The sequence below is a fragment of the Stenotrophomonas sp. YJH_SMC_10 genome (assembly GCF_059371555.1).
On sequence record NZ_JCAFUS010000001.1, the window covers coordinates 545,211 to 569,129 of the forward strand.

Annotated in this window: 23 protein-coding genes; 10 read left to right on the forward strand and 13 right to left on the reverse strand. The window is 65.4% G+C overall.

What is annotated here, in order from left to right:
* The first annotated feature begins 116 nt into the window (after window positions 1-116).
* A complete protein-coding gene (locus AC5P9C_RS02485) occupies window positions 117-1,316 on the forward strand; it encodes a hypothetical protein (RefSeq protein WP_343540944.1) in 1,200 nt (399 codons plus the stop codon).
* A gap of 150 nt (window positions 1,317-1,466) precedes the next feature.
* On the opposite strand, the gene AC5P9C_RS02490 is transcribed toward AC5P9C_RS02485, so the two are convergent.
* A complete protein-coding gene (locus AC5P9C_RS02490; RefSeq protein ID WP_343540946.1) occupies window positions 1,467-4,220 on the reverse strand; it encodes a UvrD-helicase domain-containing protein in 2,754 nt (917 codons plus the stop codon).
* A 150-nt stretch (window positions 4,221-4,370) separates the two neighbouring features.
* Complete coding sequence (gene acuI / locus AC5P9C_RS02495) at window positions 4,371-5,360, reverse strand: acrylyl-CoA reductase (NADPH) (RefSeq protein WP_343540948.1); 990 nt, start codon at window positions 5,358-5,360, stop codon at window positions 4,371-4,373.
* Window positions 5,361-5,461: 101 nt separating this feature from the next.
* Between acuI and AC5P9C_RS02500 the strand changes: the two genes are divergently transcribed.
* The 4 genes from AC5P9C_RS02500 to AC5P9C_RS02515 all read left to right on the forward strand — a co-directional run bounded on the left by AC5P9C_RS02500 (window position 5,462) and on the right by AC5P9C_RS02515 (window position 9,000).
* Window positions 5,462-5,809 (forward strand): winged helix-turn-helix transcriptional regulator, encoded by a 348-nt coding sequence (locus AC5P9C_RS02500; RefSeq protein ID WP_049471387.1) that lies wholly within the window; start codon window positions 5,462-5,464, stop codon window positions 5,807-5,809.
* A 489-nt stretch (window positions 5,810-6,298) separates the two neighbouring features.
* Entirely contained in the window at window positions 6,299-6,706 is a 408-nt protein-coding gene (locus tag AC5P9C_RS02505) for a hypothetical protein (RefSeq protein ID WP_049471386.1), read from the forward strand.
* 76 nt (window positions 6,707-6,782) lie between these two features.
* Window positions 6,783-7,646, forward strand: coding sequence for a Smlt3025 familytype IV secretion system inhibitor (locus AC5P9C_RS02510; protein WP_343540951.1), 864 nt, complete (start codon window positions 6,783-6,785; stop codon window positions 7,644-7,646).
* A gap of 31 nt (window positions 7,647-7,677) precedes the next feature.
* Window positions 7,678-9,000, forward strand: coding sequence for a Smlt3024 family type IV secretion system effector (locus AC5P9C_RS02515; protein WP_343540952.1), 1,323 nt, complete (start codon window positions 7,678-7,680; stop codon window positions 8,998-9,000).
* Window positions 9,001-9,049: 49 nt separating this feature from the next.
* Here the strand turns inward: AC5P9C_RS02515 and AC5P9C_RS02520 are convergent, their stop codons facing one another.
* Together AC5P9C_RS02520 and AC5P9C_RS02525 are read right to left on the reverse strand one after the other, a co-directional pair.
* The gene (locus AC5P9C_RS02520; protein WP_495205066.1) at window positions 9,050-11,191 is read right to left on the reverse strand and encodes a TonB-dependent siderophore receptor; all 2,142 of its coding nucleotides are present in this window, start codon (window positions 11,189-11,191) and stop codon (window positions 9,050-9,052) included.
* A 73-nt stretch (window positions 11,192-11,264) separates the two neighbouring features.
* On the reverse strand, window positions 11,265-11,909 hold the full coding sequence (locus AC5P9C_RS02525) for a TetR/AcrR family transcriptional regulator (protein ID WP_343540955.1): 645 nt from the start codon (window positions 11,907-11,909) through the stop codon (window positions 11,265-11,267).
* Between the two features lie 81 nt (window positions 11,910-11,990).
* Between AC5P9C_RS02525 and AC5P9C_RS02530 the strand changes: the two genes are divergently transcribed.
* Window positions 11,991-13,526, forward strand: a complete 1,536-nt coding sequence (locus AC5P9C_RS02530) for an FAD-dependent monooxygenase (protein WP_414615040.1) — start codon at window positions 11,991-11,993, stop codon at window positions 13,524-13,526.
* Here the strand turns inward: AC5P9C_RS02530 and AC5P9C_RS02535 are convergent.
* The 7 genes from AC5P9C_RS02535 to AC5P9C_RS02565 all read right to left on the reverse strand — a co-directional run bounded on the left by AC5P9C_RS02535 (window position 13,523) and on the right by AC5P9C_RS02565 (window position 18,553).
* Window positions 13,523-15,226 carry an ATP-binding protein gene (locus AC5P9C_RS02535; protein WP_154330848.1) on the reverse strand — a complete coding sequence of 568 codons (1,704 nt, stop codon included), beginning with the start codon at window positions 15,224-15,226 and terminating at the stop codon, window positions 13,523-13,525. The two genes, AC5P9C_RS02530 and AC5P9C_RS02535, sit on opposite strands and share 4 nt — an antisense overlap.
* 216 nt (window positions 15,227-15,442) lie before the next feature.
* Window positions 15,443-15,625 carry a hypothetical protein gene (locus AC5P9C_RS02540; RefSeq protein ID WP_057494672.1) on the reverse strand — a complete coding sequence of 61 codons (183 nt, stop codon included), beginning with the start codon at window positions 15,623-15,625 and terminating at the stop codon, window positions 15,443-15,445.
* A 10-nt stretch (window positions 15,626-15,635) separates the two neighbouring features.
* Complete coding sequence (locus AC5P9C_RS02545) at window positions 15,636-15,884, reverse strand: hypothetical protein (protein WP_049471376.1); 249 nt, start codon at window positions 15,882-15,884, stop codon at window positions 15,636-15,638.
* Window positions 15,885-16,012: 128 nt separating this feature from the next.
* Window positions 16,013-16,258: a hypothetical protein gene (locus AC5P9C_RS02550; protein WP_064238796.1), complete on the reverse strand. Its 246-nt coding sequence runs from the start codon at window positions 16,256-16,258 to the stop codon at window positions 16,013-16,015.
* 119 nt (window positions 16,259-16,377) lie between these two features.
* Window positions 16,378-16,647 carry a hypothetical protein gene (locus tag AC5P9C_RS02555; protein WP_049471373.1) on the reverse strand — a complete coding sequence of 90 codons (270 nt, stop codon included), beginning with the start codon at window positions 16,645-16,647 and terminating at the stop codon, window positions 16,378-16,380.
* Window positions 16,648-16,750: 103 nt separating this feature from the next.
* Window positions 16,751-17,224 carry a hypothetical protein gene (locus AC5P9C_RS02560; RefSeq protein ID WP_414615039.1) on the reverse strand — a complete coding sequence of 158 codons (474 nt, stop codon included), beginning with the start codon at window positions 17,222-17,224 and terminating at the stop codon, window positions 16,751-16,753.
* A 90-nt stretch (window positions 17,225-17,314) separates the two neighbouring features.
* Window positions 17,315-18,553, reverse strand: a complete 1,239-nt coding sequence (locus AC5P9C_RS02565; protein WP_343543523.1) for an NADH:flavin oxidoreductase/NADH oxidase family protein — start codon at window positions 18,551-18,553, stop codon at window positions 17,315-17,317.
* A gap of 89 nt (window positions 18,554-18,642) precedes the next feature.
* Between AC5P9C_RS02565 and AC5P9C_RS02570 the strand changes: the two genes are divergently transcribed.
* Window positions 18,643-19,122, forward strand: coding sequence for a MerR family transcriptional regulator (locus tag AC5P9C_RS02570; RefSeq protein ID WP_057494670.1), 480 nt, complete (start codon window positions 18,643-18,645; stop codon window positions 19,120-19,122).
* A gap of 16 nt (window positions 19,123-19,138) precedes the next feature.
* Here the strand turns inward: AC5P9C_RS02570 and AC5P9C_RS02575 are convergent, their stop codons facing one another.
* A complete protein-coding gene (locus AC5P9C_RS02575) occupies window positions 19,139-20,350 on the reverse strand; it encodes an MFS transporter (RefSeq protein WP_057494669.1) in 1,212 nt (403 codons plus the stop codon).
* 126 nt (window positions 20,351-20,476) lie between these two features.
* Entirely contained in the window at window positions 20,477-20,896 is a 420-nt protein-coding gene (locus tag AC5P9C_RS02580) for an HD domain-containing protein (RefSeq protein WP_150826840.1), read from the reverse strand.
* 129 nt (window positions 20,897-21,025) lie between these two features.
* Here AC5P9C_RS02580 and AC5P9C_RS02585 point away from each other — a divergent pair, with 129 nt between their 5' ends.
* The 3 genes from AC5P9C_RS02585 to AC5P9C_RS02595 all read left to right on the forward strand — a co-directional run bounded on the left by AC5P9C_RS02585 (window position 21,026) and on the right by AC5P9C_RS02595 (window position 23,868).
* Window positions 21,026-21,283: a hypothetical protein gene (locus tag AC5P9C_RS02585; protein ID WP_005417248.1), complete on the forward strand. Its 258-nt coding sequence runs from the start codon at window positions 21,026-21,028 to the stop codon at window positions 21,281-21,283.
* A gap of 34 nt (window positions 21,284-21,317) precedes the next feature.
* Window positions 21,318-22,997, forward strand: a complete 1,680-nt coding sequence (locus AC5P9C_RS02590) for a type IV secretory system conjugative DNA transfer family protein (protein ID WP_053462705.1) — start codon at window positions 21,318-21,320, stop codon at window positions 22,995-22,997.
* A 424-nt stretch (window positions 22,998-23,421) separates the two neighbouring features.
* Complete coding sequence (locus AC5P9C_RS02595; RefSeq protein ID WP_012480646.1) at window positions 23,422-23,868, forward strand: hypothetical protein; 447 nt, start codon at window positions 23,422-23,424, stop codon at window positions 23,866-23,868.
* Window positions 23,869-23,919: the final 51 nt, after the last annotated feature.

Here is a 23,919-nt window from a genome sequence, read left to right on the forward strand (position 1 = left end):
TTGGGTCTGCATGCGGTGGTTCGAGCTGGGCGATCCGACTGACTACAACCAATGGCACGGGCACTGCCTGTTGGCGTTTCGTAGCGTGAAAGCGCTTTCGCCATTGGATCTATTGAATGAATGCATGGGTGCTGCGCACTGTTCTTCTTTGTTTTCCACTGCAAGCCATTGCTGGCAGTGGTACTGAAAAGCCCGATCCGTCACGAGTGATAGTATTGGGCGTCGACCATGCAGCTCAATTGGTTTCATCCAATGACAGTCCGGCAATGCTGGCGGCCTTCTTGGATCGTGCGCAACCCGACGCGATCTGTATCGAGCGGTCTCCGGAGGCCTTTGCTCGGAACGACTACTACGAATTCACCTATGAAGTTCAGGATGTGATCGTGCCCTTCGCCCGCGCCAGGGGCGTGGATCTGTGCCCAATAGACTGGGCGCCTCCGTCAGAAGACGCCAAGCTTGGCTTTGGCACCGATCTGGAAGCAATTCCGCAGGTGCGCCCTGATCAGGGTTTTCAGGGCTTCCTGTCATTCCCACGCCCGGCACAGCTGAACAGAGATATTTTCCACGCGGATACCGAGGTTAACCTTGCCAAGGTTACCCAGTGGGCTGTGACCCCCTCAAAGCGAGCAAAAGATGACCTGCCACGTCGCTTATACCTCTATCGAACCTACTTGCAGGCGAAGAGAGTGGCCGCAGCTGCGAAGGCGCGGCCTGGTGGCACCATCGTTGTAGTTGTCGGCGAGTTCCACAAGCGTGATATGGAAGCCGTTCTTTCTGACGATGACAGCATTCTTCTGGTACAGCCCACTGCCATCGGTAGACCGAGCGATGCCCAACGGGCTGCGGCGAATCGCGATGCGTACCGGTATGCAATCGCCAGCTTCAATCTACTGGGCGTTCAGGCCGGCACCGGGAATATCAACTACGCGTTTGTTGATGAAGCGGTAGCAGCGCTGGCGCAGAGCACGCCAAGCGCCGAGGTTGATCTGTATCGCACCAGGCTGGATCTGCTCCGTAAACGCATAACCTCAGAGCAAGCCGTCGAGCGATACAGAACGATCGCAACGGCTGCTGGAGATGCGCGTTTCAGCTGGACAGGCGTGAGTGACAACCAGCGTGTCGATTCCTATTTCGATCCCTTCGGTAATCTGAGTGTGAGGCAAAGAGCACTTCTTGAAGCTGCTCGAGAGCTTGGCGGTAGCACGCGCATGGTTGAGGCCGAGGCGATCGCTGGCACGATTGCCAACGAGCTTGACCCAGCTAAGTCGCGCCAATTCCAAGCGTACTTTGAGCGTTACATCAGATCTGGACGCTAGAAGCGCGGATGCTCGAGAACGACAACTGGAGGCGTCTTCCATGACACCACAACTGCCAGAACAAATGAACGCATCGTGGTCTCCTTATGCTGACCAACGCCCCGATCCACTCAGGGCGTGAATTACTGGGCGGCGAGGAAACCCGCGGCCTCAGCCACGCCGCCCACCCTTCGGCTTGTTATGGCACAACGGATAACTCGAGCACGACCGGAAGGCCCCGTGCGGCCCATTGCGGTCCACGAACACGCCCACCTTGCACACCGGGCAGCGCTCTTCGTGGATGGCCGCGCCTGAAATCGCGGTCACTTCCACTGCTCCATCCTTCACCAGCTCATCCAGGAACGGCGAGTGCCTGCCCTGCAGGGTGAACATCGCGACCGACCGCCGCGCACGCGTCAGTGCGACATAGAACAGGCGCCGTTCTTCGCTCAGTGGATAGGTATCCCCGTCCGGCATTGCCAGCGAAAGCACCGGGTCATCCGCGCGCAGGCTCGGGAAGCTGCGGTTGATCATGCCCGGCAGGATCACGTAGTCCGCCTCGCGCCCTTTCGATCGATGGACGGTCAGGAACTCGACGTCCATCGTGCTGCCGAAGGCGGTCTTCCAATCCGAAGGCATCGCGCTGCGGTCCGCGCGATACCGCCCCAGAACGAATACAGTCACGCGCCCGTTGCGGCCCTGCGGCATTGCACCTGACAGCAGTTGCTGGTGCAGCGTCGCAAGGTATTGGCGAACACCATCCTGCACCTCCTCACGCCGGTTCATCTGGAACGCCTGCAGCACCGGACCCATTGCCGGCGCAGCAGAACGGACCTTCTTGCCGATCTGCGCGGGGTTGCGGCTGATGAAACGGCTGGAAACATCACACAGTGCCTGCGGGCAGCGGAACGTCTGCTCGAGTTTCAGCACCTGGCCATGCCCCATCCATTCGCGGAATCCGGTCATCACCGAAACGTCGGCACCAGCGAAGCGATTGATCGACTGCCAGTCATCGCCCACCGCAAACAGATGGCGGCCCGGTTGGCTGACCAGCGCACGGCAGAGGCGCGCACGGGCGCGCGAGGCATCCTGGAATTCGTCGGCCATCACCAGATCGTAGGGTGATTCATAGTGGCCCTGTTCCAGCAGCCCGGCGGCCATGTTGAGCATGTCTTCGAAATCGATGCTGCGCTCGTCAGCCAGTGCATCGTCCCAAGCCTGGAAAACCGGACCGGCGATCTCCAGGAAACGCCGGTAGCGTTCCTTGAACTGATCCTCAGGCATCTGCCGCAGGCGTGCGGCCATGTCATCCAGCGTCAGGCAGTTGCTCTTGGCATGCGCAATGAAGGTGCGCATCAGGCCAATCAGGTCTGCATCCGGCATCGGCTTGGTGCCCTGGTCAGGCAGCTCGCGGTCCGGGTTCGGGTCGAGTTCGACACCAGACGCACCCAGCCGCTCCGCAAGATCCTGCAGCGCATGTCCACTGCGCAGGCCAAACGAGGTCGTCTCGACCAGGGCAGTGCCGCGCGCCATATGCTGCTGGCGCTTCCAGTGCATCCCTTCGCTGTAATCGGCAAAGTGCGGCGGCGGCTGGCCATCGGCATCCAGCGCGAAGTGCTCGTGATACAGCCGGGCGTCCGGGTAGTAGAAGTCCGGACGATACTGGCGGTGGGTGTCTGTCGCGGTATCGAACTCGTAGCGGCGCTCGTAGTCATACGCCACGCCGTTGTAGAACAGCCAGTCGGCGATGACGCACTCTTCCAGGCTCTTCACCCGCTCGCCCTGCAGGGTACGCATGTAGGGCGCACCATCGCGGTCGTAGCCATCGGCCATCATGTCGGCACCCAACGGCGGCAGATCGCGTCCGAACACCAGGCGGAACATGTCCCACTGGGTGCGGAAGTGGGTCGAGCGGTCCTTCAGGTCGTCCACCAGTTCAGCCAGCTTGTTGAAGCCCAGCGTCGCGTCGATCGCCCATTCCGGGATATCAGGCTTGCGTCCCGTGGCTTTGGCGATGATGGCCAGGCCGAGGGCGTGGAAGGTCCGCGCCTCGACCACGATGTCGCCCATGCCGAGCCGATCGAAGCATCGTCGCGCGCGCTCCTCCAGTTCGTTCGCGGCGTCCTTGTTGAAAGCGAGCATCACGATCCGTTCGGGCTCCACGAAGCCGCGATCGATGGCATAGGCGGCCTTGGCGACCATCGTAGAGGTCTTGCCAGAGCCGGCTGCGGCCACGACCTGCACCCGGTTGTCGAAGCAGATGACGGCGCGGGCCTGTTCCTCGGTCAGTGGCCTGCTCTCGACCCGGTCCAGGAAGGGCTTGGCCAGCCCCAGTTCGCGGGTCGCCATTGCCTCATTCGCGTCCGCCCACAGGGCGGGCCAATCCAGCTGCCAGTCGTGCAGCGCGTCGAGCGCCATGCGGTGGCCGGGCGCGTGCAGGTCGTCGTGCACCTCCTCGTCGAGGAACAGCTGCTCCAGCTCGGCGGGCGGCAGGGGCAGGGTGGGGCGGTCGGCCAGCAACGCCTGCTGCTGTTCGTGGGTGATCCAGCGGCGTCCGGTGGTGCCTCGGTCGGTAAGCGTGTCTGCCTCGGCCAGCCACGCCTGGATCTGCGCCAGAACGCGCTCAAACAGTGCCTTGCGCCCCCTCCTGGAGCGCGCGAAAAGCACATGCTGCACGGCAGCCGCAAGCCGGGAGCCCTGGCTGTTGGGCAGCCCATCCACGGACAGTGCTTCACCGCGCTCGGTCGTCAGTTCGACCCGGGACCAGAGCACGCCGCGAACGACCCGCACGCTGTGTTCGTTCGCCACATGCAGGTGGTAGTGCCTGCCGTCGATCAAAAGCGCGAGCTGTTCGCCATCCAGCCGCAACTGCCAGTCCGGCGAGCGGGTCACACGCTGGCCCCAGCCCGAGGGGCGCCATTCCATAGACATCCAGATACTGCCCTGCGTACGTCACCGGGCGTAAAGTGCCCTTGCCGCCCCATGATAAGGCGGCTTGGCATGGCGCGCTGGGTCTCCGGTCACTCGCGCACGCGCGCCAGCGATGGCATTGCACCCCCGCCGGCGCGGCAGGCGTCAGGCGTTCACATCCACGACAATGCGGCCGCGCACCTTGCCGGGGATGATCTGCTCATAGACATCCAGCACCTCGGCGAGGCCGATCTGCTGCACGGTGCTTTCCAGCTTCTGCGGGTCCAGTTCGGTTGCGAGCCGATCCCAGGCGCGCTGGCGAACCTCTTGTGGGGCATTCACCGAATCCACGCCCGCAAGGGTCACATTGCGCAGGATGAAGGGCAGCACCGAGCCGTGCAGTGCATCGCTCTGGGCCAGGCCACAGGCGGCCACGGCACCCCGGTACTTCGTTTCGGCGATGGCATTGACCAGCGTTGGGCCGCCGGCCACATCCACCACGCCGGCCCATCGCTCGGCACTCACCGGCCGCTCGCGCGGCTCCGAAAGCTGCGCACGATCGATGATCTCGGCCGCACCCAGGTTGTGCAGATACTCGGCATGCTCCGGCCGCCCGGTGGCGGCCACCACGCGGTAACCCAGCTTCGACAGGATCGCCACCGCGATCGAGCCGACGCCACCGTTGGCACCGGTGACCAGCACATCGCCCTGTGCAGGCGTCACCCCGGCATGTTCCAGGGCCAGCACGCACAGCATCGCGGTGTAGCCAGCGGTGCCGATGGCCATTGCATCGCGGGTGCTCAAGTTGTCGGGAATCCGGTTGAGCCATTCGCCGCGCACCCGGGCGCGCTGGGCCAGGCCGCCGTGGTGGCCCATGCTCAGGTCCCAGCCATTGAGCACGACGCGGTCGCCTGGCTTGAAGTCGGCCCTGCTGGATTCCAGCACCACGCCTGCCAGATCGATGCCGGGAATGAGCGGGAACGTCCGGATGACCGGACTCTTGCCGGTGAGGGCAAGCGCATCCTTGTAGTTGAGCGTGGAGTACTCGACCTGTACCAGGACGTCGCCGTCCATCAGGTCGGCCTCGTCGAAATCGACCAGCTCGGTCGAGAGCTGGTTGTTCGTCTTGCGGGTGAGCAGTGCTTTGAACGTCATGGATGGCCTCACATTCATGGGATGGGGCCATGCTAGGCTCGCGCTTCTATCGCAACAAGAACGACGATTTTCCGTAGGTACTATGGTTTTCCGGAGTATGCATGCGTAGCAAACGGTGGGACGGCAAGAGCGGTTGCGCGGTGGAAGTCACGCTGTCGGTGATCGGCGGCGTGTGGAAGCCGATCATTCTTTTTCACCTGATGACCGGCAAGCGGCGTTTCATGGAACTGACGCGGCGGGTGCCCAATGCCACCCAGTCCATGCTCACCAGCCAGCTGCGTGAACTGGAAGCCGATGGCGTGGTGATCCGCCACGTTTACCCGGAAGTGCCGCCGAAAGTGGAATACGAGCTGTCCGAGTTCGGCCGCACGCTGGCGCCGGTGCTGCTGGCGATGCGCGAGTGGGGCGAGACCTACCGCGGCTATCAGAGCACCCAAGGCGATAGCTGAAGGCTGCGCAGCGTTGCGCTTGCCGCATGTGGGTTTCGCGAATGCTCACCGCTACCGGCGGGGGTCTTTGGCACCGGGAGCGCGCGTGTCGCTTACGGCTGGCCAGGGCGTCCGGCAAGTGCGCGTCGACCGGAGTCATCGGTTGGCGAAGAACGCCAGTCAATGGACAACTCGACATCCACTGACGCAACCAACGTAGCAACGTGATCGATCAGGATTTTCCTGCTTTCCACCGTCGGTTCAGGCGGTAACCATGGCCGCGCCAAGGCATTCGCCGTGGCCGGGATTGGCGTCCTGAACTTACATGATGTGCGGCGTCACGGTTGCAGCCAGAGTTGCAACCGTGACAATGCATCGCCTGCCAGTTCATGGTGGACGGTGCGTGGGGATCTCTCGATCCGCCGGCTTCTTGCATCATGTATCCGGCACGCCAACCCGCACCGTCCGCCACCTTGCATCTGCAGGTGGCCACATCGTGAGGTTGCCGTCATGCCCGAACGTCTTCCCGACCATCCCCGCCTGCATGCGCTGCTGGGCGCCGCCGTGCGCGATCTTCCCGCTGCGTTGGCCGAAACGCTGGAGGACGCGCTCCGCGAATCCGCCGAGTTCGTCACGCCATCGGCATTCTTTGCACACCTGGCGGGCCACGGCAGGAACCTGCGCGCTGATGGCGAGGCCTGGAGTGAAATGCACTTGAGCCCTGGCCGCGCCTTCGACATGGCCCTGGCGACCCGCAGCATTTCGGGCATCACGGCGTTGACTGCGGTGCTGCACGCTGCGCATGTGGCGCGGGAGAGCGACGATCCCGCCTGCTGTCCCTCCGCAGCCGTGGTCGAGGGCCTGTTCAACGCCTGCCAGGTGCTGTCACTTCAGGTGGAGCGCTGCCTGGTTCCATGAAGGGCTGCGATGCGGTTCCTGTTCCGTTGACGCCCGGTTCCCTATAGTGGCGCTGGAACCCTGCAATGGAATGCCCATGCACGTGATGACCCCCGGCCGTTGCCTGACGCTTGCACTTGCCGTCGCGGTGAGTGCCGGCGCGTGTGCGCGGGCGCCGTCCACCGAACACGAAAGGAATCCCGCCATGTCCGGCGCCCCACAGACCGGCCGCACGATCAACGGCCACACCTATACCGATGCGCCCGTGGACGTGAAGCTCGGGCCGAACACCTTCCGCATCCCGGCCAACTACCTGGACAGCCAGATCGCACCGTGGCCCGGCGAGGGCGTGACGCTGGTCATCGAGTGGCCGGATATGACGCCGACACCGCCGGGTGCGCGGGCCAATCCGCGTACGAATGATTTCCGGAAGGAGATTCCCATCCGGATCAACTACGTTGATCGCGTTCCCGTTGAAACACTGCTTTCAAGGCTGTCGTCAAATGAAGCCATCACGGAGGAGGGCTCTGTGGAAAGGGAGGATCCCAGGGACCGTCTCGATCAACGCGTTGCACAGCCGGAGACCTTGGGCCTGACGCCCTATGCAATCGATGAAGCGAAGATGGTGGTGTACGCGAAGAAGTATGAGGCGCGTTACGGAAAGCCGCCTGTGCGCAATCCCGCCTACGAAAGAGACTGGTACATCGCACGCCAGGGCGACGGCCGGATCAGTTCATTCATCAAATGTGACGGCGAGGAATTCCGACGCGACGGCGTGCGGCTGGAGGGGCGCGAGGTGATCAGTGAGCCAGGGGAAGTGGCCGCGGGCTGCGTTCATTACTTCGTGGACATCGACAACAAGCTATCCGTCAGCCTGGACTACAAGAGAGCGTTTCTGAAGGACTGGAAGCGCATGGAAGAGGCCGTCAGGGACGTCATCGCGCGCACCCGGTCCAAGTGATCGGTGATTCAAGGAAGAAGAGGGGCAGGGTATGAGTGGATTGACCGAACGCGATTTGAGCGTCCTTGGCAGCTATGCCAGAGACGGCAACCGCGAGCTTTACTGGAACTACCTGTCGCAACTGCCGGGAGCCGATGGATACGGGACACTGGCACTGGGTGTTGTACGCAATGACAGCCTGCCGGGACGCGTCGCGAACGCGTATGCACAAAGCTACGCAAAGACCCAGCAGGACGAGGGATCCCGGTTTTCAAATGCACAGTTGACGGAGCGGCAATGGGAGTCCTTTGGGCAGACCCTGCTCGAAAGAGATCTTGAGTTGCGGCAGCAGTGGATGAACGAGCGCCGTCCAGACCTGGCACTGAATCTCCCCGGCAAGGACGTGATGCTGGCTCACGACCGCGCCTTTGAACGGCATGAACTCGATCCCAACTGCTGGACGCCGCGCGTGTTGCTGCAGGCAGCTGAGCAGAAGAGCGGCCCCGAGAAGCTGGAACAGCTCTGGACCAACATGCTCAACAACGACTATGCCGGAGGCCCGCGCGTAGGCAACACCAGCGTCGATGCCATCAGCCAGATGGGATGGGCGAAGGGCGGGCAGTACCTGACCCGGTTGAGCGTGCTGGAAGCCACCCAGGCACTGGAAGGGCGCTCAGCAGTCGATCCGAACGTCATCGGTGGCAACAGCTACTACGCGATGTACTTCGAAGCGGACAGGAAATGGGCCAGTGTCAGCGCGGGTGGTGGCCACATGTCGATGCGTGAGATCACCGATCCGGCCCGCATCGCCGAGCTCAACGACGCGCGCGAGGTTCGTCTGGAGCGCCAGGAAAAACGCACCCAGTTCCACCCGGACGACCCGTACCGGACCATCACCCGCAGCCCGCTGACCGCAGCCGTGGACGACGTGCCGGATCCCTCGCAGGCACCGACCCGCCTGGCCGACATTGGTCCGGGCCACCGCGACTACGCACTGATGCAACAGGTGCGCGAAGGCGTGGCCGCGATCGATGCCGGCGCCGGGCGTACCCACGACGAGAACAGTGAGCGCCTCGTAGCGAGCGTGATGGCATTGGCCCGTCGCAACCAGCTTGAACGGGCCGACCACGTCCTGCTGAGCGCGCAGACCGCCGAGCATCCGGCCGGCCGCAACGTGTTCGTGGTGCAGGGCGAGATGAGCGATCCCGCGCATCTGCGAGCCGTCATGCCTACGGACACGGCAGTGCAGACGCCGGTCGAACACTCGCTGCGGCAGATCGAGGCCGCCAGCCTGGAGCGACAGCAGGCGACCATGCAGCGCCAGCAGGACAACGACGTCCACGCGCGTGACAACCCTGCGATGCGGATGGGCTGAGGTTACGCAGCAGAGCCGCGCGGACGCCCGGCTCTGCTGGAAGGCCTTCTCAGAAGCGGTAGGCCGCCTGCACATACACCCGCCGCGGCTCGCCTGGGAAGTGCCCATTGCGTTCGATGAAGCCACTGGCTGCGTACACCTTGTCGAACAGGTTCTTGACGTTGGCCTGGAACTGCCACTGCTTCCACGTGGTCTTCCAGCTGATGTCGAATACCGTGTATGCCTTGACCGCCTGCCCGTCCAGGCTGACACGCTCACCCACATGGTCGGCGCCGAATCCGATAGCCGAGTTGATCGACGGCAGGTCGTAGCGTGTCCACAGGCCGAGCTTGTTGCGTGGCGCATTCGCGAAGCGGTCGCCGGAGGCATTGGTGATGCCGTTCGGTCCGGCATCCTTCACCCGTGCGTCGTTGTAGGCGTAGGTCAGATTCACCACCCAGCGCTCGGTCACGTCGGCCAGCAGGTCCAGTTCCATGCCCGTACTGCGTACCAGGCCCAGCGCGGCCAGCTGGTTCACGCCGTCCCGTACTTCACCGGTGGCCTGCACGATGTTGCTGCGGTCGATGCGGTAGGCCGCCATGTTCAGGGTCACACGGTCGGCCAGCAGCGATTTCATGCCGATTTCCCATTGCCTGCTGCGCTCAGCGTCGAAGGGCCCACCGGCCGCCGGATTCTGGTTGGCGGCACTCTGCGGCACGAAGCCGCTGGCGACGTTGGCGTACAGGTTCACGCCGTCCCGGGCGGTAAAGGTGCTGCCCAGGCGCCAGCTGAGCGCGTTGCCATCCACGCTGTTGCCACCCATGCGGTCTTCATCCTTGAAACCATCCCAGCGCAGCCCGGCCAGCACGTGCCAGCGCGTGCCCAGGGCCAGCTCATCCTGCAGGTAGCCGCCGTAGCGCTTGCTGCGGGTGGCGGTGCTGCGCCAAGGCAGGGCGGCCAGGTTGTAGTCGTGCCAGGTGCTCGCGCCATAGACCGGGTTGAACAGATCGATGCCGCGCACCGGGCCGGCGCCGCGTGCCAGGTCGGCACTGTTGGCGGTCTGCGCGGTGAAGTCGGCGTCAAGCTGGTAGACGTCGGCGCCGAACAGCACCTTGTGTTCGATACGGCCGGTGTTGATCCGCCATACGGCATTGCCGCTGGCGGTGAAGGCCTCGTTGTCGCGGATCTGGTTGCGCAGCTGGCGCGTCATCCATTCGGCTACGCCGTCGCGGTCACGATCGATCAGGCCCATCGGTTCGTGGTACATCTGGTGCTCGTTGTTGCTGAACCAGCGCGCAGCAATGTCCACGTCCAGCGTATCGAGCGGTGCGAAGCGATACTGCGCCAGTGCGACCCGGGCGCGCATGTCGAGGAAATCACTGGCCTCGTTGTGGTTCCATCGCCGGTCGGTCAGGAAGCTGCCGGCATCGTTCACCGGCACACCGCGCAGCCGGTTGCCTCCCAGGTTCTGGGTGATGTCGGTGAACTGCAGCACCAGCTCGCCGGTCTGGCCAACGTCGAAGGCCAGCGAGGCATCGCCGATCACGCTTTCGCTGTCGGCGTTCCAGCGCACGCCCTGCTCGGTGTCGGCATACAGGCCGGCGCGATAGCGGATGCTGCCGCTGGCATTCAGCGGGCCGGTGCCTTCTATCGATCCTGCGCGGAAGTCCTTGTCGCCTGCCTGCAGTTCGATGCGGCGTTCGGCGGTGGCCCTGGGCTTGCGCGTCACGTAGTTGATGACACCGCCCGCATCACCACCGCCGTACAGCGCACCGGCCGGGCCCTTCAGCACTTCCACGCGTTCGATGTTGAACAGTTGCGGCACCGAGAAGCCTGCATAGGGATCACCGCGCAGGCCGTCGTAGAGCACGTTTTCCTGGCGGAACCCGCGCAGGGTGACGCCGGCATAGCTGAAGAAGCTGATCCCGCTGATGCTGCGGTAGAGGTCGGTGACCTGGCGCGCAGCCTGGTCGTCGATCAGCTCGCGCGGCACGACCTGGATCGACTGCGGAACCTGCTCCAGCGGAGTATCGGTGCGGGTGCCGACAGCGGCATCGTCGGCGCGGTACAGGGTCTGTGCGCGGCCGCGGACTTCCACTTTGTCCAGATCCTTCGGGGCATCAGCGGAGGCCTCGGAGGCCAGTGCAGGTGTAGCCAGGGAAAGGGGCAGCGCCAGGCAGAGGGCGTGCTTGAGCGGGGTTGGAAGCGGCATGAGGGGGTCGGGGCGGGCTGCAAATGAGAAAGATTAGCATTTGCAGCGCGTCGGGGCCTATCCCCCAAGTGCGCTATGGACGCAGGCCCGGGTCGGTATAGGGGGTGCCGGCCAGGGCCACCAGCACGCCGGTGCCGCCGCGCACGATCAGCTGCAGCATCGCTTGGCGCGGATCCTCGCCACTCTGCTGGCTGGCCAGTCCACTCTGATAGGCGGCCACCATCGACGCCAGCAGCATGACTGCGCCCAGGCGTGCCTCGGCGTCACCCGCCGGCCGCCCGACGGCGCTGGCCATCAACTGCGCGAGGTCGTCGGCCAGCTGTGCCTGCAGCCGTCGTGCGTGTGCCACCAAGGCCGGGCTGCCGGCCACCGTGGCCCAGAAGGTCGCTGCACCGGCATTGATCCGCAACAGGGGATGGCCGCTGTCGAGCAGCTCCCGCACCAGCGCCTGGAAAGCGGCCAGCGGGGCCATGCCGCGGCGCGCCGCCATGCCCTCGCGCAGCAATGCGCGCGCCTCCTCGTCGCGGTCGAATACCAGGTCCTCCTTGCTGGCGAAATAGTTGAAGACCGTCTTGCGCGAGACTCCGGCGGCCTCGGCGATCTCGGACATCGACACCGCCTCGAAGCCACGCCGGATGATCAGCGCGGTGGCGACATCGGAAATTGCCTGTCGGGTCTGTGCCTTGCGTTGCTCGCGACGGCCTTGGGGCGGGGTCATGGCGGTTGGCTTGTATAAACGTACACCGAGTGTAACATTGTGCGCACCAGAGCGCCGGTCCGGCGCTCACAGGGAATTCCCATGTTGTTCGACGTCGTCATCGCCGGGGCCGGCCCGGTCGGCCTGTTCCTGTCCTGCGAGCTGGCCCAGGGCGGCTGTTCGGTCCTGCTGCTGGAGCAGGCTGAGTCGCCCGATTCAGCCCTGAAGCGCCTGCCCTTTGGCCTGCGCGGCTTGAACGCGCCCACGCTGGAAGCGCTGGATCGGCGCGGCCTGCTGGACGCGGTCGCGGCCCGCCAGGTGCTGAAGCCGGACAAGGGCGCACCGCCGCCCGGCACCGCCCATTGGCTGGCGCAACCGCGGCCGTTGGGAGGCCACTTCGCCGGCATTCCTTTCGCCCTGGATGACGTGGACAGCGGGCGCTGGCGTGATCGCCTGCCGACCCCGGTACCCACCCAGATGGCGGTGGAGCTGCAGTCGCTGGAGGCGGTGCTGGCCGAGCGCGCAGCGTCACTGGGTGTGCAGATCGAGCGGGGCTGCACGGTGCAGGCGGTGCACGCACGCGAAGCACAGATGGAGGTGCAGACCGCTCGCGGGCTGATGCGGGGGCGATGGCTGGTCGGTTGCGATGGCGCCCGCAGCACGGTACGCAAGCAATCGGGGTTCGTGTTCGCAGGGACGGCGCCGGAGTTCACCGGGCACACGCTGCAGGTCGAACTGGCGGACCCGTCGGTGCTCACCCCGGGGCGTCAGTTCACCGAACATGGCATGTGCAATTTCAACCCGCCGGGCATGCTGGCGCTGGCCGATTTCGACGGTGGTGCAGGCCACCGCCTGCCATTGGACCTGCACGCCGCCCAGGCGCTGGTGCGGAGGGTGTCCGGTCGCCAGGCAACGATCACCGCGTTGCATCTGGCCACCACATGGACCGATGCCGCGCGCCAGGCCACGGCCTATCGCAGCGGCCGCGTGCTGTTGGCCGGTGATGCGGCGCACATGCATTCGCCGTTGGGCGGGCAGGGGCTGAACCTCGGCATCGGCGATGCGATGAACCTGGGGTGGAAGCTGGCGGCCGTGCTGCGAGGCGACGTGGCGGAGGGGCTGTTGGACAGCTATCAGGCTGAGCGCCATCCGATCGGCGCCCGGGTGCTCGACTGGTCGCGTGCGCAGGTGGCGTTGATGCGGCCAGGCCCCGGGTCGCGCGCGCTGGCGGCGGTCATCGCCGACCTGGCCGCGACCGGCGACGGTGCCACCTATCTCGCCGAGCGGTTGTGGGGCGTGGCGCAGCCACCGGTGTTCGACGGCGGCCACCCGTGGGTTGGCCGAAGCGTGCCTGACGTCCATCTGGCCGATGGCCGCCGCATGGGAAAGCTGCTGCGTGCAGGGCAGGGCGTGCTGCTGGGGCTCGATACCGGCGATTGGCTCGGCCCGATCAGTGAGCGCTGGCAGCGGTCGGTCACCTGCGTGATGTCCACGGCGCGCGACACGCTGGGACTGGGCGCCGTGCTGGTCCGCCCCGACGGTATCGTTGCCTGGGCCTGCGATGCCGGCGGCGATGCGTCGGGGCTGGCGTCCTCGCTGGAACGCTGGTTCGGTCCGCCGCGGCGAGCGACCGGCTAGGGCGAGGCCACCACAGCCGGCGCGCGGCGCGCGGCCTCGGTCATCACCGAGGCCAGCTGCTTCAATGAGTAAGGCTTGCGTAGCAGGGTGAAGCCATGGCCAGGATCCCGCGCCAGCAACTCGCTGTAGCCGCTGGTGAGGATCACTGGGAGCTCTGGCAGGCGGTCGCGGATGGTACGGGCCAGATCCAGACCGTTCATGCCCGGCATCACGACGTCGCTGAACACCACATGGAAGCGCGAGGCATCCCGTTCCAGCTCGGCCAGGGCCTCGTCCGCATTGCGCGCAAGGACCACGCTGTACTCGAGCTCGCGCAGGGCGCCGACCGCAAATTCGGCCACGTCGACGTTGTCTTCCACCACCAGCACGCACACGCCATGACCATGCTGCAGGCCCGGCTGCGCCGCCGGCCGTTCCGTCGTTTTTCGTGCCTGCGCCAACGGCAGGTACAGCGTGAAGCGGGTCCCGGCGCCGGCCTGGCTCTGCACGTCCACTTCGCCTTCTGACTGCTTGACGAAGCCGAACACCTGGCTGAGCCCGAGCCCGGTCCCGGCGCCGACGCTCTTGGTGGTGAAGAAGGGCTCGAAAATACGGTCGACCACGTCAGGGTCGATGCCCGTTCCGGTATCGGTCACGCTGATCGCAGCAAAGTCACCCTTCATCGGCGCGGCGAAGCGCACCGAGGGCACCGCGGTGACCTGTTCCACTTCGATGGTCACCCGGCCGTGTCCCTCGATCGCATCGCGGGCATTGACCGCGATGTTGATCAATGCGGTGTCCAGCTGGGTGCGGTCCAGCAGCACCGGCAGCGGCGTACCGGGCAACGTCAACGACACCTGGATGCGCGCGCCCAGAACCGTGGTGATGATGTCCGAGAGCGCGTGCACGCTCTCGCAGAGATCGAAGACCTCCGGCGACAGGCTCTGGCGACGCGAGAAGGCCAGCAGCTGCGCGGTCAGCTTGGTGGCGCGGTCCGACGCTGTTGCAATGGCCTGGATGTACCGGCGCCGGGAGTCGTCTGCCGGCCACGTATGCAGGAGCATGTCCACCGAACCGGTGATCACCTGCAGCAGGTTGTTGAAGTCGTGGGCCACCCCGCCGGTGAGCTGGCCGATCGCTTCCAGCTTCTGCGATTGCCGCAGCTGCTCGCGGGCGCGGACCAGTTCCAGGTGGGCCTCCCGCGCCTGCTCGGTGATCGCCGCGACCTGGCGGCTGTGCAGGTCGCGCTCGATCACCCGTTCGGTCTGCTCGCTGACCACGCACAGGATGCCCGCCACACTGCCGCAGCCGACGCGCAGCGGCGAATAGGAGAACGTCCAGAACGTTTCGCGCAGCGTGCCGTCGCGGTCCATCATCAGGGGCAGGTTCTTGAAGCTGCGGCTGGTGCCGGCAAAGGCATCGTTGACCGCCTGCACCACGTCCGGCCATACGTCGGCCCAGACATCCTCCAGGCGATTGCCCATCGCGCCGTGCAGCTTTTCCCCCAGCATCGGCAGGTAGGCATCATTGAAGAAGAAGGCCTTGTCTTCCTTGCCCCAGGCGAGCCACAGGGGTTCGGGCGAATCCAGGATCATCGCCAGCAACGTACGAAGCTCGGCGGGGGCGCTGGCAGCATTGGCCGAGCGGGCCCAGTCGCTGTCCTGCAGCAGTCGGTAGGCGAGCTGATCGGGTGCAGAGACAGGCAGGGGAAAAGGATGCATGGCCGCCGATGGCGCAGGAAGGTGGCGCAGCATAGCCGAGCGCGTGTCATGGCGCCCTGCACACCACCGGCATGAAGGGCATCGCCACTTCGAGTCGATGGTGTGCAGCGTTGCGCCTCTGTCCACCAGGTTGCCGCTATCGCGGCGCCGCGCGCTGCTCACTACGCCCGCGGACTGCGCCGCGCGGAGGGCGCGAAGGCGGCCTGATCGGCGCGTCTAGTCCTTGCGTCCGGCCCGCGCGGCCAGGGCGTCGCGGCCGGCGTCGGTGAGATCGATATCTCCATCTTCCGCCTGTACCGCCAATCCCGCGTTGACCGCCCATGTCGCCGCATCGCCGCGCACCGGCTGCGCGGCGGCGATTGCTTCAAGGATTTCCCGCTGGTGCGCCGTCATGTCCATGCACTGGCCCTCAGATGCCCAGCAACGATGCCGGTTGCCAATCCGACAGCCGGGCGTGGCTGACCGGTTGGTGGCAGCCGCACCCGTCGCAACGGAACAGTGCCCCGCCGGGCAGGTGCACCAGATTGTCTTCGTTGGCCGAACTGGTCGACGAGCAGTGCCGGCAGGTGACGGTGAGCGCGGTGATGCGCTGCACGCCGCCTGAGAGATCGAACACGGCCTCGAACGCGCGAATGACAGGGTGGGCGGTGTCCGGCATCTGAATCTCGACAGGGTGGGGAAACCCGATCCTCGCGCGTCTGCCGTGATGGACCAGTCAGCCGGATGCATGGGCCTGATCAAGAACGGCGCGACAACGCGGGCGCGGCAACCGGCAGTGCCGCTTCTTCAGGGTTCCTTTTTCTTTCCGCTCAGGTCCAGCGGCCTGTCGCTGCCCTTGCGCTCGCTCGACCACACCTCCAGGCCCTTGTTGCAACGGCTCTCGCGGGCGGCGACCTCGCGGGGCAGGTCCTTCAGCAGGGGCGAGTCCTGGCAGGCCGGATGCATGGCGCTGTCGTCATAGGTGGCACAGGCGCTGAGCGTTGCCAGAGCGGCGGCAATGACGGAAGCGTAAAGGACGGGGTGCGGGCTCATGGGGGTCTCGGTTGATGCCGGGCTGGCCATGGGATTCAAATCCGTGACACCCGGCACGCACAATCGGACCGATCACACTTGTTATTCTGTAACAGATGCGTGATAGTCCGGCCCCTGGGTCAGGCAATGCAGATCATCAGTACCGTGCACAGCACCAGCATCAGCACGAACACCCGCCGGCTCAGCGCCAGGCAGGCCAGATAAGCCGCCAGCGCCCACGCTGCCAGCAGCGCGCAGGCCACCACCCAGAGTCCGATGCCCATCATCGAGCCGGTCGCCAATGCAGACAGCGCGATGGCCTTGAACAGCGCCACGCCCAGTACGCTGCCCAGCATGCCGGCCTGCAGGGCGATGGCATCATGGCGGGCAGGTGCGCGGGCGTGGTGCATTGCGGGTCCGTTGCAGGCCGGGAACGCGGCGTCGGCTGCACTGTGCCCAAACGCACATCCACAAAATGTGTTCATTGCGCGCCGACAGCGCGGTGGAGCGCGTTCAGTCGAACTCAGCCCCGGCTGATTCCAGGCGCTGCCGGTACGCCGCGCGGTGCTGGTACAGGCGCTGGCATTCGGCGGACCTGTGGATGCGGCTGGCCGGTTCGCTGGCCACCGAGTCGCACATCCGCGCGATGTGGTTGCTGGCGGCCAGCTCGGTCACGAAGAACACGGCAGTGATGCCGGTACCGAGCAGCACCACGTACAGCAGGCGGCTGAGCCAGCGCGACCGCCGGCGCTCGACGTGCTGCTGGAGGGTCAGGTCGAAACGGATGATGCTGAGCACGATCCAGATGACCCCGACCAGGAAGCAGAGCGTGGGCAGCAGGCCGCGCCAGAGGCCGGCCTCGTACACCGATTCACTGTAGTGGACGGCGGCACCCGCACCGGCGATGGCGATCGCCAGCGCCCAGTTACGGCCCAGCGAGAGCAGGTCGTCAAGCAGTTTTTCACGGTTCCTGGTCGGCCCAGCCACATCCAGTCCTTGTGCGTCCGTGGATGGGCTGCGGGGCAGCCCATCCACGGATGGTGGCGCATCACTGCAGCGATGAGAAGCCTGCACGACTCAACAGGCGCCGGCCCGGTCAGCGACCCAGCGACGGTAGCGGCGGGTCCGGCATTTGGCGGCCGCTTGTGCCAGCAGCAGCGCCCAGACGGGCGAGACGCCGGGTGCGGTGGGCCGACGCTTGCTCAGCCGCCCCAGCTGGTACTTCACCGCAGCCATGTGTGCGCTGGCGGCCAACGGCTTGCTGCGCCAGTCGATGGTGCGCAGTGTTGGCGCCGGATCGCGGCCCTGCTGCCAGTGCTGCGGCAGATCCGGCTCGATCGCCAGTGCAGTGGCGATGCCGACCATGGCCACGCCACTGCCCAGCACCTGTTCGGCCACGGAGTATCGGCGGATGCCGCCGGTGACCATCAGCGGCAGGGTCGCCACCGTGGCGATCTCGCGCGCGAATTCGAGGAAGTAGGCTTCGCGGGCCAGGCTGCGCTGGTCGCGCGCAGCGCCGGTCATGGCGGGTGCTTCGTAGCTGCCGCCGGATAGTTCGACCAGGTCTACGCCGAGCGGCGCCAGCATTTCCACCACGGCGCGCGCATCATCGGGAGAGAAGCCGCCGCGCTGGAAATCGGCGGAGTTGAGCTTCACCGCCACGGCGAAGGCGGGTGACACGGCAGCGCGCACGCCCTGCACGATCTCCAGCAACAGCCGCGCACGATTGTGCAGGCTGCCGCCCCAGCGGTCGTCGCGGCGGTTGGACAGTGGCGACAGGAACTGGCTGAGCAGGTAGCCATGCGCGGCATGGATCTGCACGCCAGTGAATCCCGCGCGCTCGGCCAGCTCGGCACTGCGGATGAAGCGTGCGATCACCGACGCGATGTCGTCCTCGGTCATCGCCTTGGGCGGGGCGAACTGCTTGGACAGCGCACCCATCTGCAATGGGACGGCGGACGGGGCGAGTGCGGGTTGGCCGAGTGCAGCCGGCATCTGCCGCCCGGGATGATTGATCTGCATCCACATCTGCGCGTCCCGCGAGCGCGCCGTGTCCGCCCAGGCGATGAAGCGATCAAGATGGCGATCATCTTCCAGCACCACGCCGCCGGGGCCGGTCATGGCGAGGCCATCGACCATTACGTTGCCGGTGATGATCAGTCCGGCGCCGCCATCGGCCCAGCGCTGGTAGAGCTGCAACAGCGCCGCAGAGGGCGCGTGATCGGCGTCGGCCATGTTTTCCTCCATCGCCGCCTTGGCGATGCGGTTGCGGACGACGGCACCGGAGGGCAACACCAGTGGGGAGAACAGCGACATCGGACAGCTCCAGGACAGGGGAATGACGCTACGCTAACCTTCAAGCTTGATTGAAGGTCAACAGGCCTGGGTGCCGAGGATTCATACAGATGAAGATTGGTGAGCTTGCCCGCCGCACGGGTCTGGCGGCCTCGCGCATCCGCTTCTATGAAGAAGCGGGGCTGCTGGTGGTGCCGCGACAGGCCAACGGCTACCGCGACTACCCGGAGCAGGCGGTGCTGCTGCTGGAGCTGATCACCGGCGCGCAGCGCGCCGGCTTCAGCCTGGAAGAGATCCGTGCCCTGCTGCCGCCGCACCTGGGCCAGTGGCAGCACGATGCGCTGATCTCGAGTCTGCAGCAGAAGGTGGCCGATATCGAGGCGCTGCAGGTACGGTTGGCGCAGAGCCGGGCGCACCTGCTGGCGCTCATCCAGGACATCCAGGCGCGGCCGGACGGCATTGACTGCGCGGCCAATTCGCGGCGGGTGCTCGAGCGCGTAAAGCGTGGGGAACTGGCAAGGCCGACCTTGGCGGCCGGCGATACGGCGTTGCTGCGACCGGATCGCCGTCACCGCAGAGGCAGCGACTGACGATCCGGCGCAATGTTCAGTGGCTGCCGGCGACGGCGGTCCTGCGCTTCTTGTCCAGCGTCACCGCCACGCACCACAGCAGCAGGCCGCCGATGGCGGTGGCCGCACCCACATAGCCGGTGCTGGCCGGGCTGAAGCCGGCGCTGATGGCCATGCCGCCCAGCCACGGGCCAAGTGCATTGGCAGTATTGAACGCAGCATGGTTGGAGGCCGCCGCCAGCGTCTGCGCTTCACCGGCCACGTCCATCAGGCGTGTCTGCAGTACCGCCGCCAGCGCGCCCATGGTGCCGACGGCGATGATCATCGGGCCGATGGTCCACACCGACTGTGCGGCCAGCGGATACAGCAGCAGCATCACGATCGACCATACCAGCACCACGGCGGCGGCCTTGAAGTGGAACCTGTCCACCAGCCAGCCACCGGCGATGTTGCCGATGATCGCGCCGATGCCGAACACGCCCACCGCCAGCGGCATCCACGATTCGGCCACACCGGTGACCTGCACCAGGGTGGGGGCCAGGTAGGTGAACACACAGAACATGCCGGCAAAGCCGACCGCGCCGATCGCCAGCGCCAGCCACACCTGGGACGTGTTGAAGGCGCGCAGCTCGCGCATCGGCGAGGTGCGCACTTCGTCCGGATCCGGCAGCAGGAAGCGGGCGATCATCGCCACGGTGGCGATGGCCAGCACGCTGACCAGGGCAAAGGCTGTGCGCCAGCTCAGCTGCTGGCCCAGCCAGGTGGTCAGCGGGTTGCCGACCAGGATCGCGATCGACAGGCCCAGCAGAACCCGGGACATGGCTTGGCCACGCTGGCCAGCGGGGCTGATCGCGGCGGCCACCAGCATCGCCACGCCGAAATACGCACCGTGCGGCAGCCCGGCAACGAAGCGTGCCGCCAGCATGGTGCCGTAGTTCGGGGCCAGCGCGCTGGCGAGGTTGCCCACTGCGTAGAACCCCATCAACGCCAGCAGCAGCTTGCGGCGCGGGAAACTGGCACCGACGAAGGCGAGGATCGGCGCACCGACCACCACGCCGATGGCATAGGCGCTGATCAGGTGGCCGACCTGGGTCTCGGAGATCGACAGGCCGCGGCTGATCTCCAGCATCAGGCCCATGCTGGCGAACTCGCTGGTGCCGATGGCGAAGCCGCCCAGTGAAAGGGCAAGGATGATCAGAGTGCGCTGACGGGGCGTCAGCCGCGCAGCCAGGGAAGAGGTGGGGCTCATGCGGGGGCGCGATGGGGCGGGGAGCCCTCCATTGTACTGCTGCACCGCAACAAGGGCAGCCACACTCAGGGTAAATCAGCGTTTGATCGGTGACACGCCGGCCCACCGCGTCGCCGCCCGGCCCGCTCAGATGCCCAGCGCTGCCCGGGCGTGCGCGTACTTGCCGTGCAGGCGCGCGGCCGTCGCCGCGTCGAGCATCGCCAGCCGCTGCGGATCGGCGTTGTCCTCCAGATCGGCCTGCTTCACCTTCAGTGCCAGCGGGTGGGCGGCAATGCGCGCGTAGTAGCTGTCCGCGTCGGGGGCCGCGTCGCGGTTGAGCAGGTGCACCGCCTCCCGCAGCGGGGCGGGAAAGACCTCGATCCGCGCGGCAAACGCCGGGCAGTCTTCGGCCACGTCATGCAGCCAGGCCACCACTTCGGCGTCATCGTCGCCGCGCACCGCAGCTGCCACCCGCGCCACGTGGCCGATGTAAGGCTGGCCGGCTTTGTCCATCTGGTCCGCGTGGGCCTCGGTGGCCAGCGTGCGTGCAAGTGCTACCCAGTCCATTGCAGTCTCCTTGGATATCCGCGGACAGTTTCGCGCAAAACCGCAGCGCTTGTGCATACGCCGATGACACTGCGACGGGCATGATGGCGGGGCAGAGGGGACAGTGCTGCCCCGACAAGGAGGAATGCGATGCAGGAATTCAGGCACGTGCTGGAAACCCGTGGCCGCTATCAGCTGGTAGCGGTGTCCTACGAGCCGGTGTACGCTCCGGGCGATGTGGTCGGCCATGCGGTCGTCGCCGACGATGGGGATCGTCTGACCGACCTGATATCACTGGCCGAAGCGCGCCAACGCTTGCTGCAACTGGTGCGTGAAGAGGGCGAGGAGCCCGGGCTGGAAAACGAGAACCATCTGCGGAAGAAGGCGTCGCGCTGGCGCCACCGCTAGCCGTCGCGCCGCGTGCGCATCATGGAGGATTCGGGTGTTGCCCAGTAAGAAGTATCTGCTCATCGCCATCATCACGCTGGCGACCCTGCTGCTTGGTTTCGTGTTTTCCGGCTACTTGACCTTGCTGTTCCTCGGGCTGGACACCCAGCTGTTCACCTGGAACACCTACTACCAGTACGTCCACGCCATCGGCCAACCGCAGGTCGCGCCTTTCGTGGGCAAGATCAAATGGGCCGGCTACGTGGGCTTCGGCCTGCCGCTGCTGGTGCTGCTGGTGGCCGGCCTGGTGCTGCTGCTGAAGAAGGACAAGCGCTCGCTGCACGGCGACGCGCGCTTCGCCACCGGCGCCGACCTGGCCAAGCACGGCATGTTCAAGAAGACCGGCCAGAGCATCGTGGTCGGCAGCCATGGCGGCAAGCTGGTGCGCCTCGACGGCCAGCAGTTCGTGATCCTGGCCGCGCCGACCCGCTCGGGCAAGGGCGTAGGCGTGGTCATCCCGAACCTGCTGGAGTACGGCGAATCGCTGGTGGTACTGGACATCAAGCAGGAGAACTTCGACCTGACCAGCGGCTGGCGTGCCAGCCAGGGCCAGGAGATCTACCTGTTCAATCCCTTTGCCGAGGACCGGCGCACGCACCGCTGGAACCCGCTCAGCTACGTCTCCGACGATCCGGCCTTCCGGGTGTCGGACCTGATGAGCATCGCCGCGATGCTGTATCCGGACGGGGCCGAGGACCAGAAGTTCTGGGTCAGCCAGGCACGCAACGCGTTCATGGCCTTTACCCTGTACCTGTTCGAGAACTGGGACGACGAACGCAGCAGCGGTTTCCCGGGCGGCGCCGGCACGCCCACGCTCGGCGCGGTGTACCGGTTGTCCTCGGGTGATGGCACCGACCTGAAGAAGTACCTCAAGACCCTGTCGGAGCGGCCGTTCCTCAGTGCCAACGCACGGTCGGCGTTCGCCAACATGCTGTCGCAGGCCGATGAGACCTTCGCCTCGATCCTGGGCACCTTCAAGGAGCCGCTCAATCCCTGGATCAACCCGGTGCTGGACAAGGCCACCAGCAGCAATGACTTCCTGCTGACCGACGTCCGCAAGAAGAAGATGACCATCTACATCGGCATCCAGCCGAACAAGCTGGCCGAGAGCCGGCTGATCATCAACCTGTTCTTCAGCCAGCTGATCAACCTCAACACCAAGGAGCTGCCCAAGTCCAACCCGGACCTGAAGTACCAGTGCCTGCTGTTGATGGACGAGTTCACCTCGATCGGCAAGGTCGAGATCATCGCCTCGGCGGTGTCCTACATGGCCGGCTACAACATCCGCCTGCTGCCGATCATCCAGAGCATGTCCCAGCTCGATGCCACCTATGGCCGGGAGGTCTCGCGCACGATCATCACCAACCACGCCCTGCAGATCCTGTACGCGCCGCGTGAACAGCAGGATGCCAACGACTACTCGGACATGCTGGGCTACACCACGGTGCGCAAGAAGAACGTTACCCATGCCCGCGAGAAGACCCACAACTTCACCGAGGAGCGGCGCGCGCTGATGCTGCCTCAGGAGCTGAAGGCGATGGGGCCGGACATGGAAGTGTTCCTGTACGAAGGCATTCCACATCCGGTGAAATGCGACAAGATTCGCTATTACAAGGATCGCTACTTCACCGCCCGGTTGCTACCAAAGGTGGATGTTCCGATGCTGAACGTCTAATTCACGACGCTTAATTTGTGAACTTGATTCGCAGTTATGAAGGTGAATTCGTGATTTCGGTCAAGAATTTGGCATTTGTTCATGGATTTTCAGACTTGTCTGACATGGAATTGACGCGTGGTTGTGCGACCCTGTGCATGTCGTTCAGAAATGTGTGATGGATGGCAGATGTTGTAGAGCAGGGTGGCCAGGAGTTTGTGCCATGAAACAAGGATGGTTTCGACGTTGGTGAGGTATGCGGGTGTGTCGTCGGCAGTGTCTGGCGGCCCCGCGACTTGGTTGGCAGCCGTTGGCTGCAGGGGAGCCGGAGCAGGTGTGCTGCCAGTCAGTGCGTCGCTCCGATTCCGGTGTGCGCGACGCAGCGCCGGACGACCAGGGGACCAATGCTCGGGACTGCTTTTTCGTACGTCAAAGTGAAGCCCGTATGAATCAGGCGTTTATCGCGAAAATGTCCATCGCCGCAGTGGCGGCGTTGATGGTGGCCGGTTGCGCCACCAAGTCCGCTCCCGATTTCGGAGGCCGCTGGAAGCCGGTGAACCGCTTTGCTGCGGCAACCACCGAGATCCCGCTGTACTCCAGTTACGTCTACCAGGCCTCGCCGATGGATGGCACGCTCAAAGCCATGCTCGAGCGCTGGGCCAAGGATTCCGGACGCACGCTGGATTACCGCCTGAGCTCGGACTTCACCCTGTACGGCGCGGTCTCCAACATCGACACCACCAACGCTCAGCAGGCCGTGATCGATCTGACGGCGGCCTACGCAGCGCAGGGCATCTCCGTCTCCATCGTTGGCAACCAGATCGTTGTGCAGAGCGCTGGCTCGACGCCGACCGCGTCGGCACAGGGCGCTGATTCCAACAGCGGCACCTGAGTCCACCTCGAAATCATCGAACGTGCCGCTCCCCGCGCCTGTCGCAGGGGT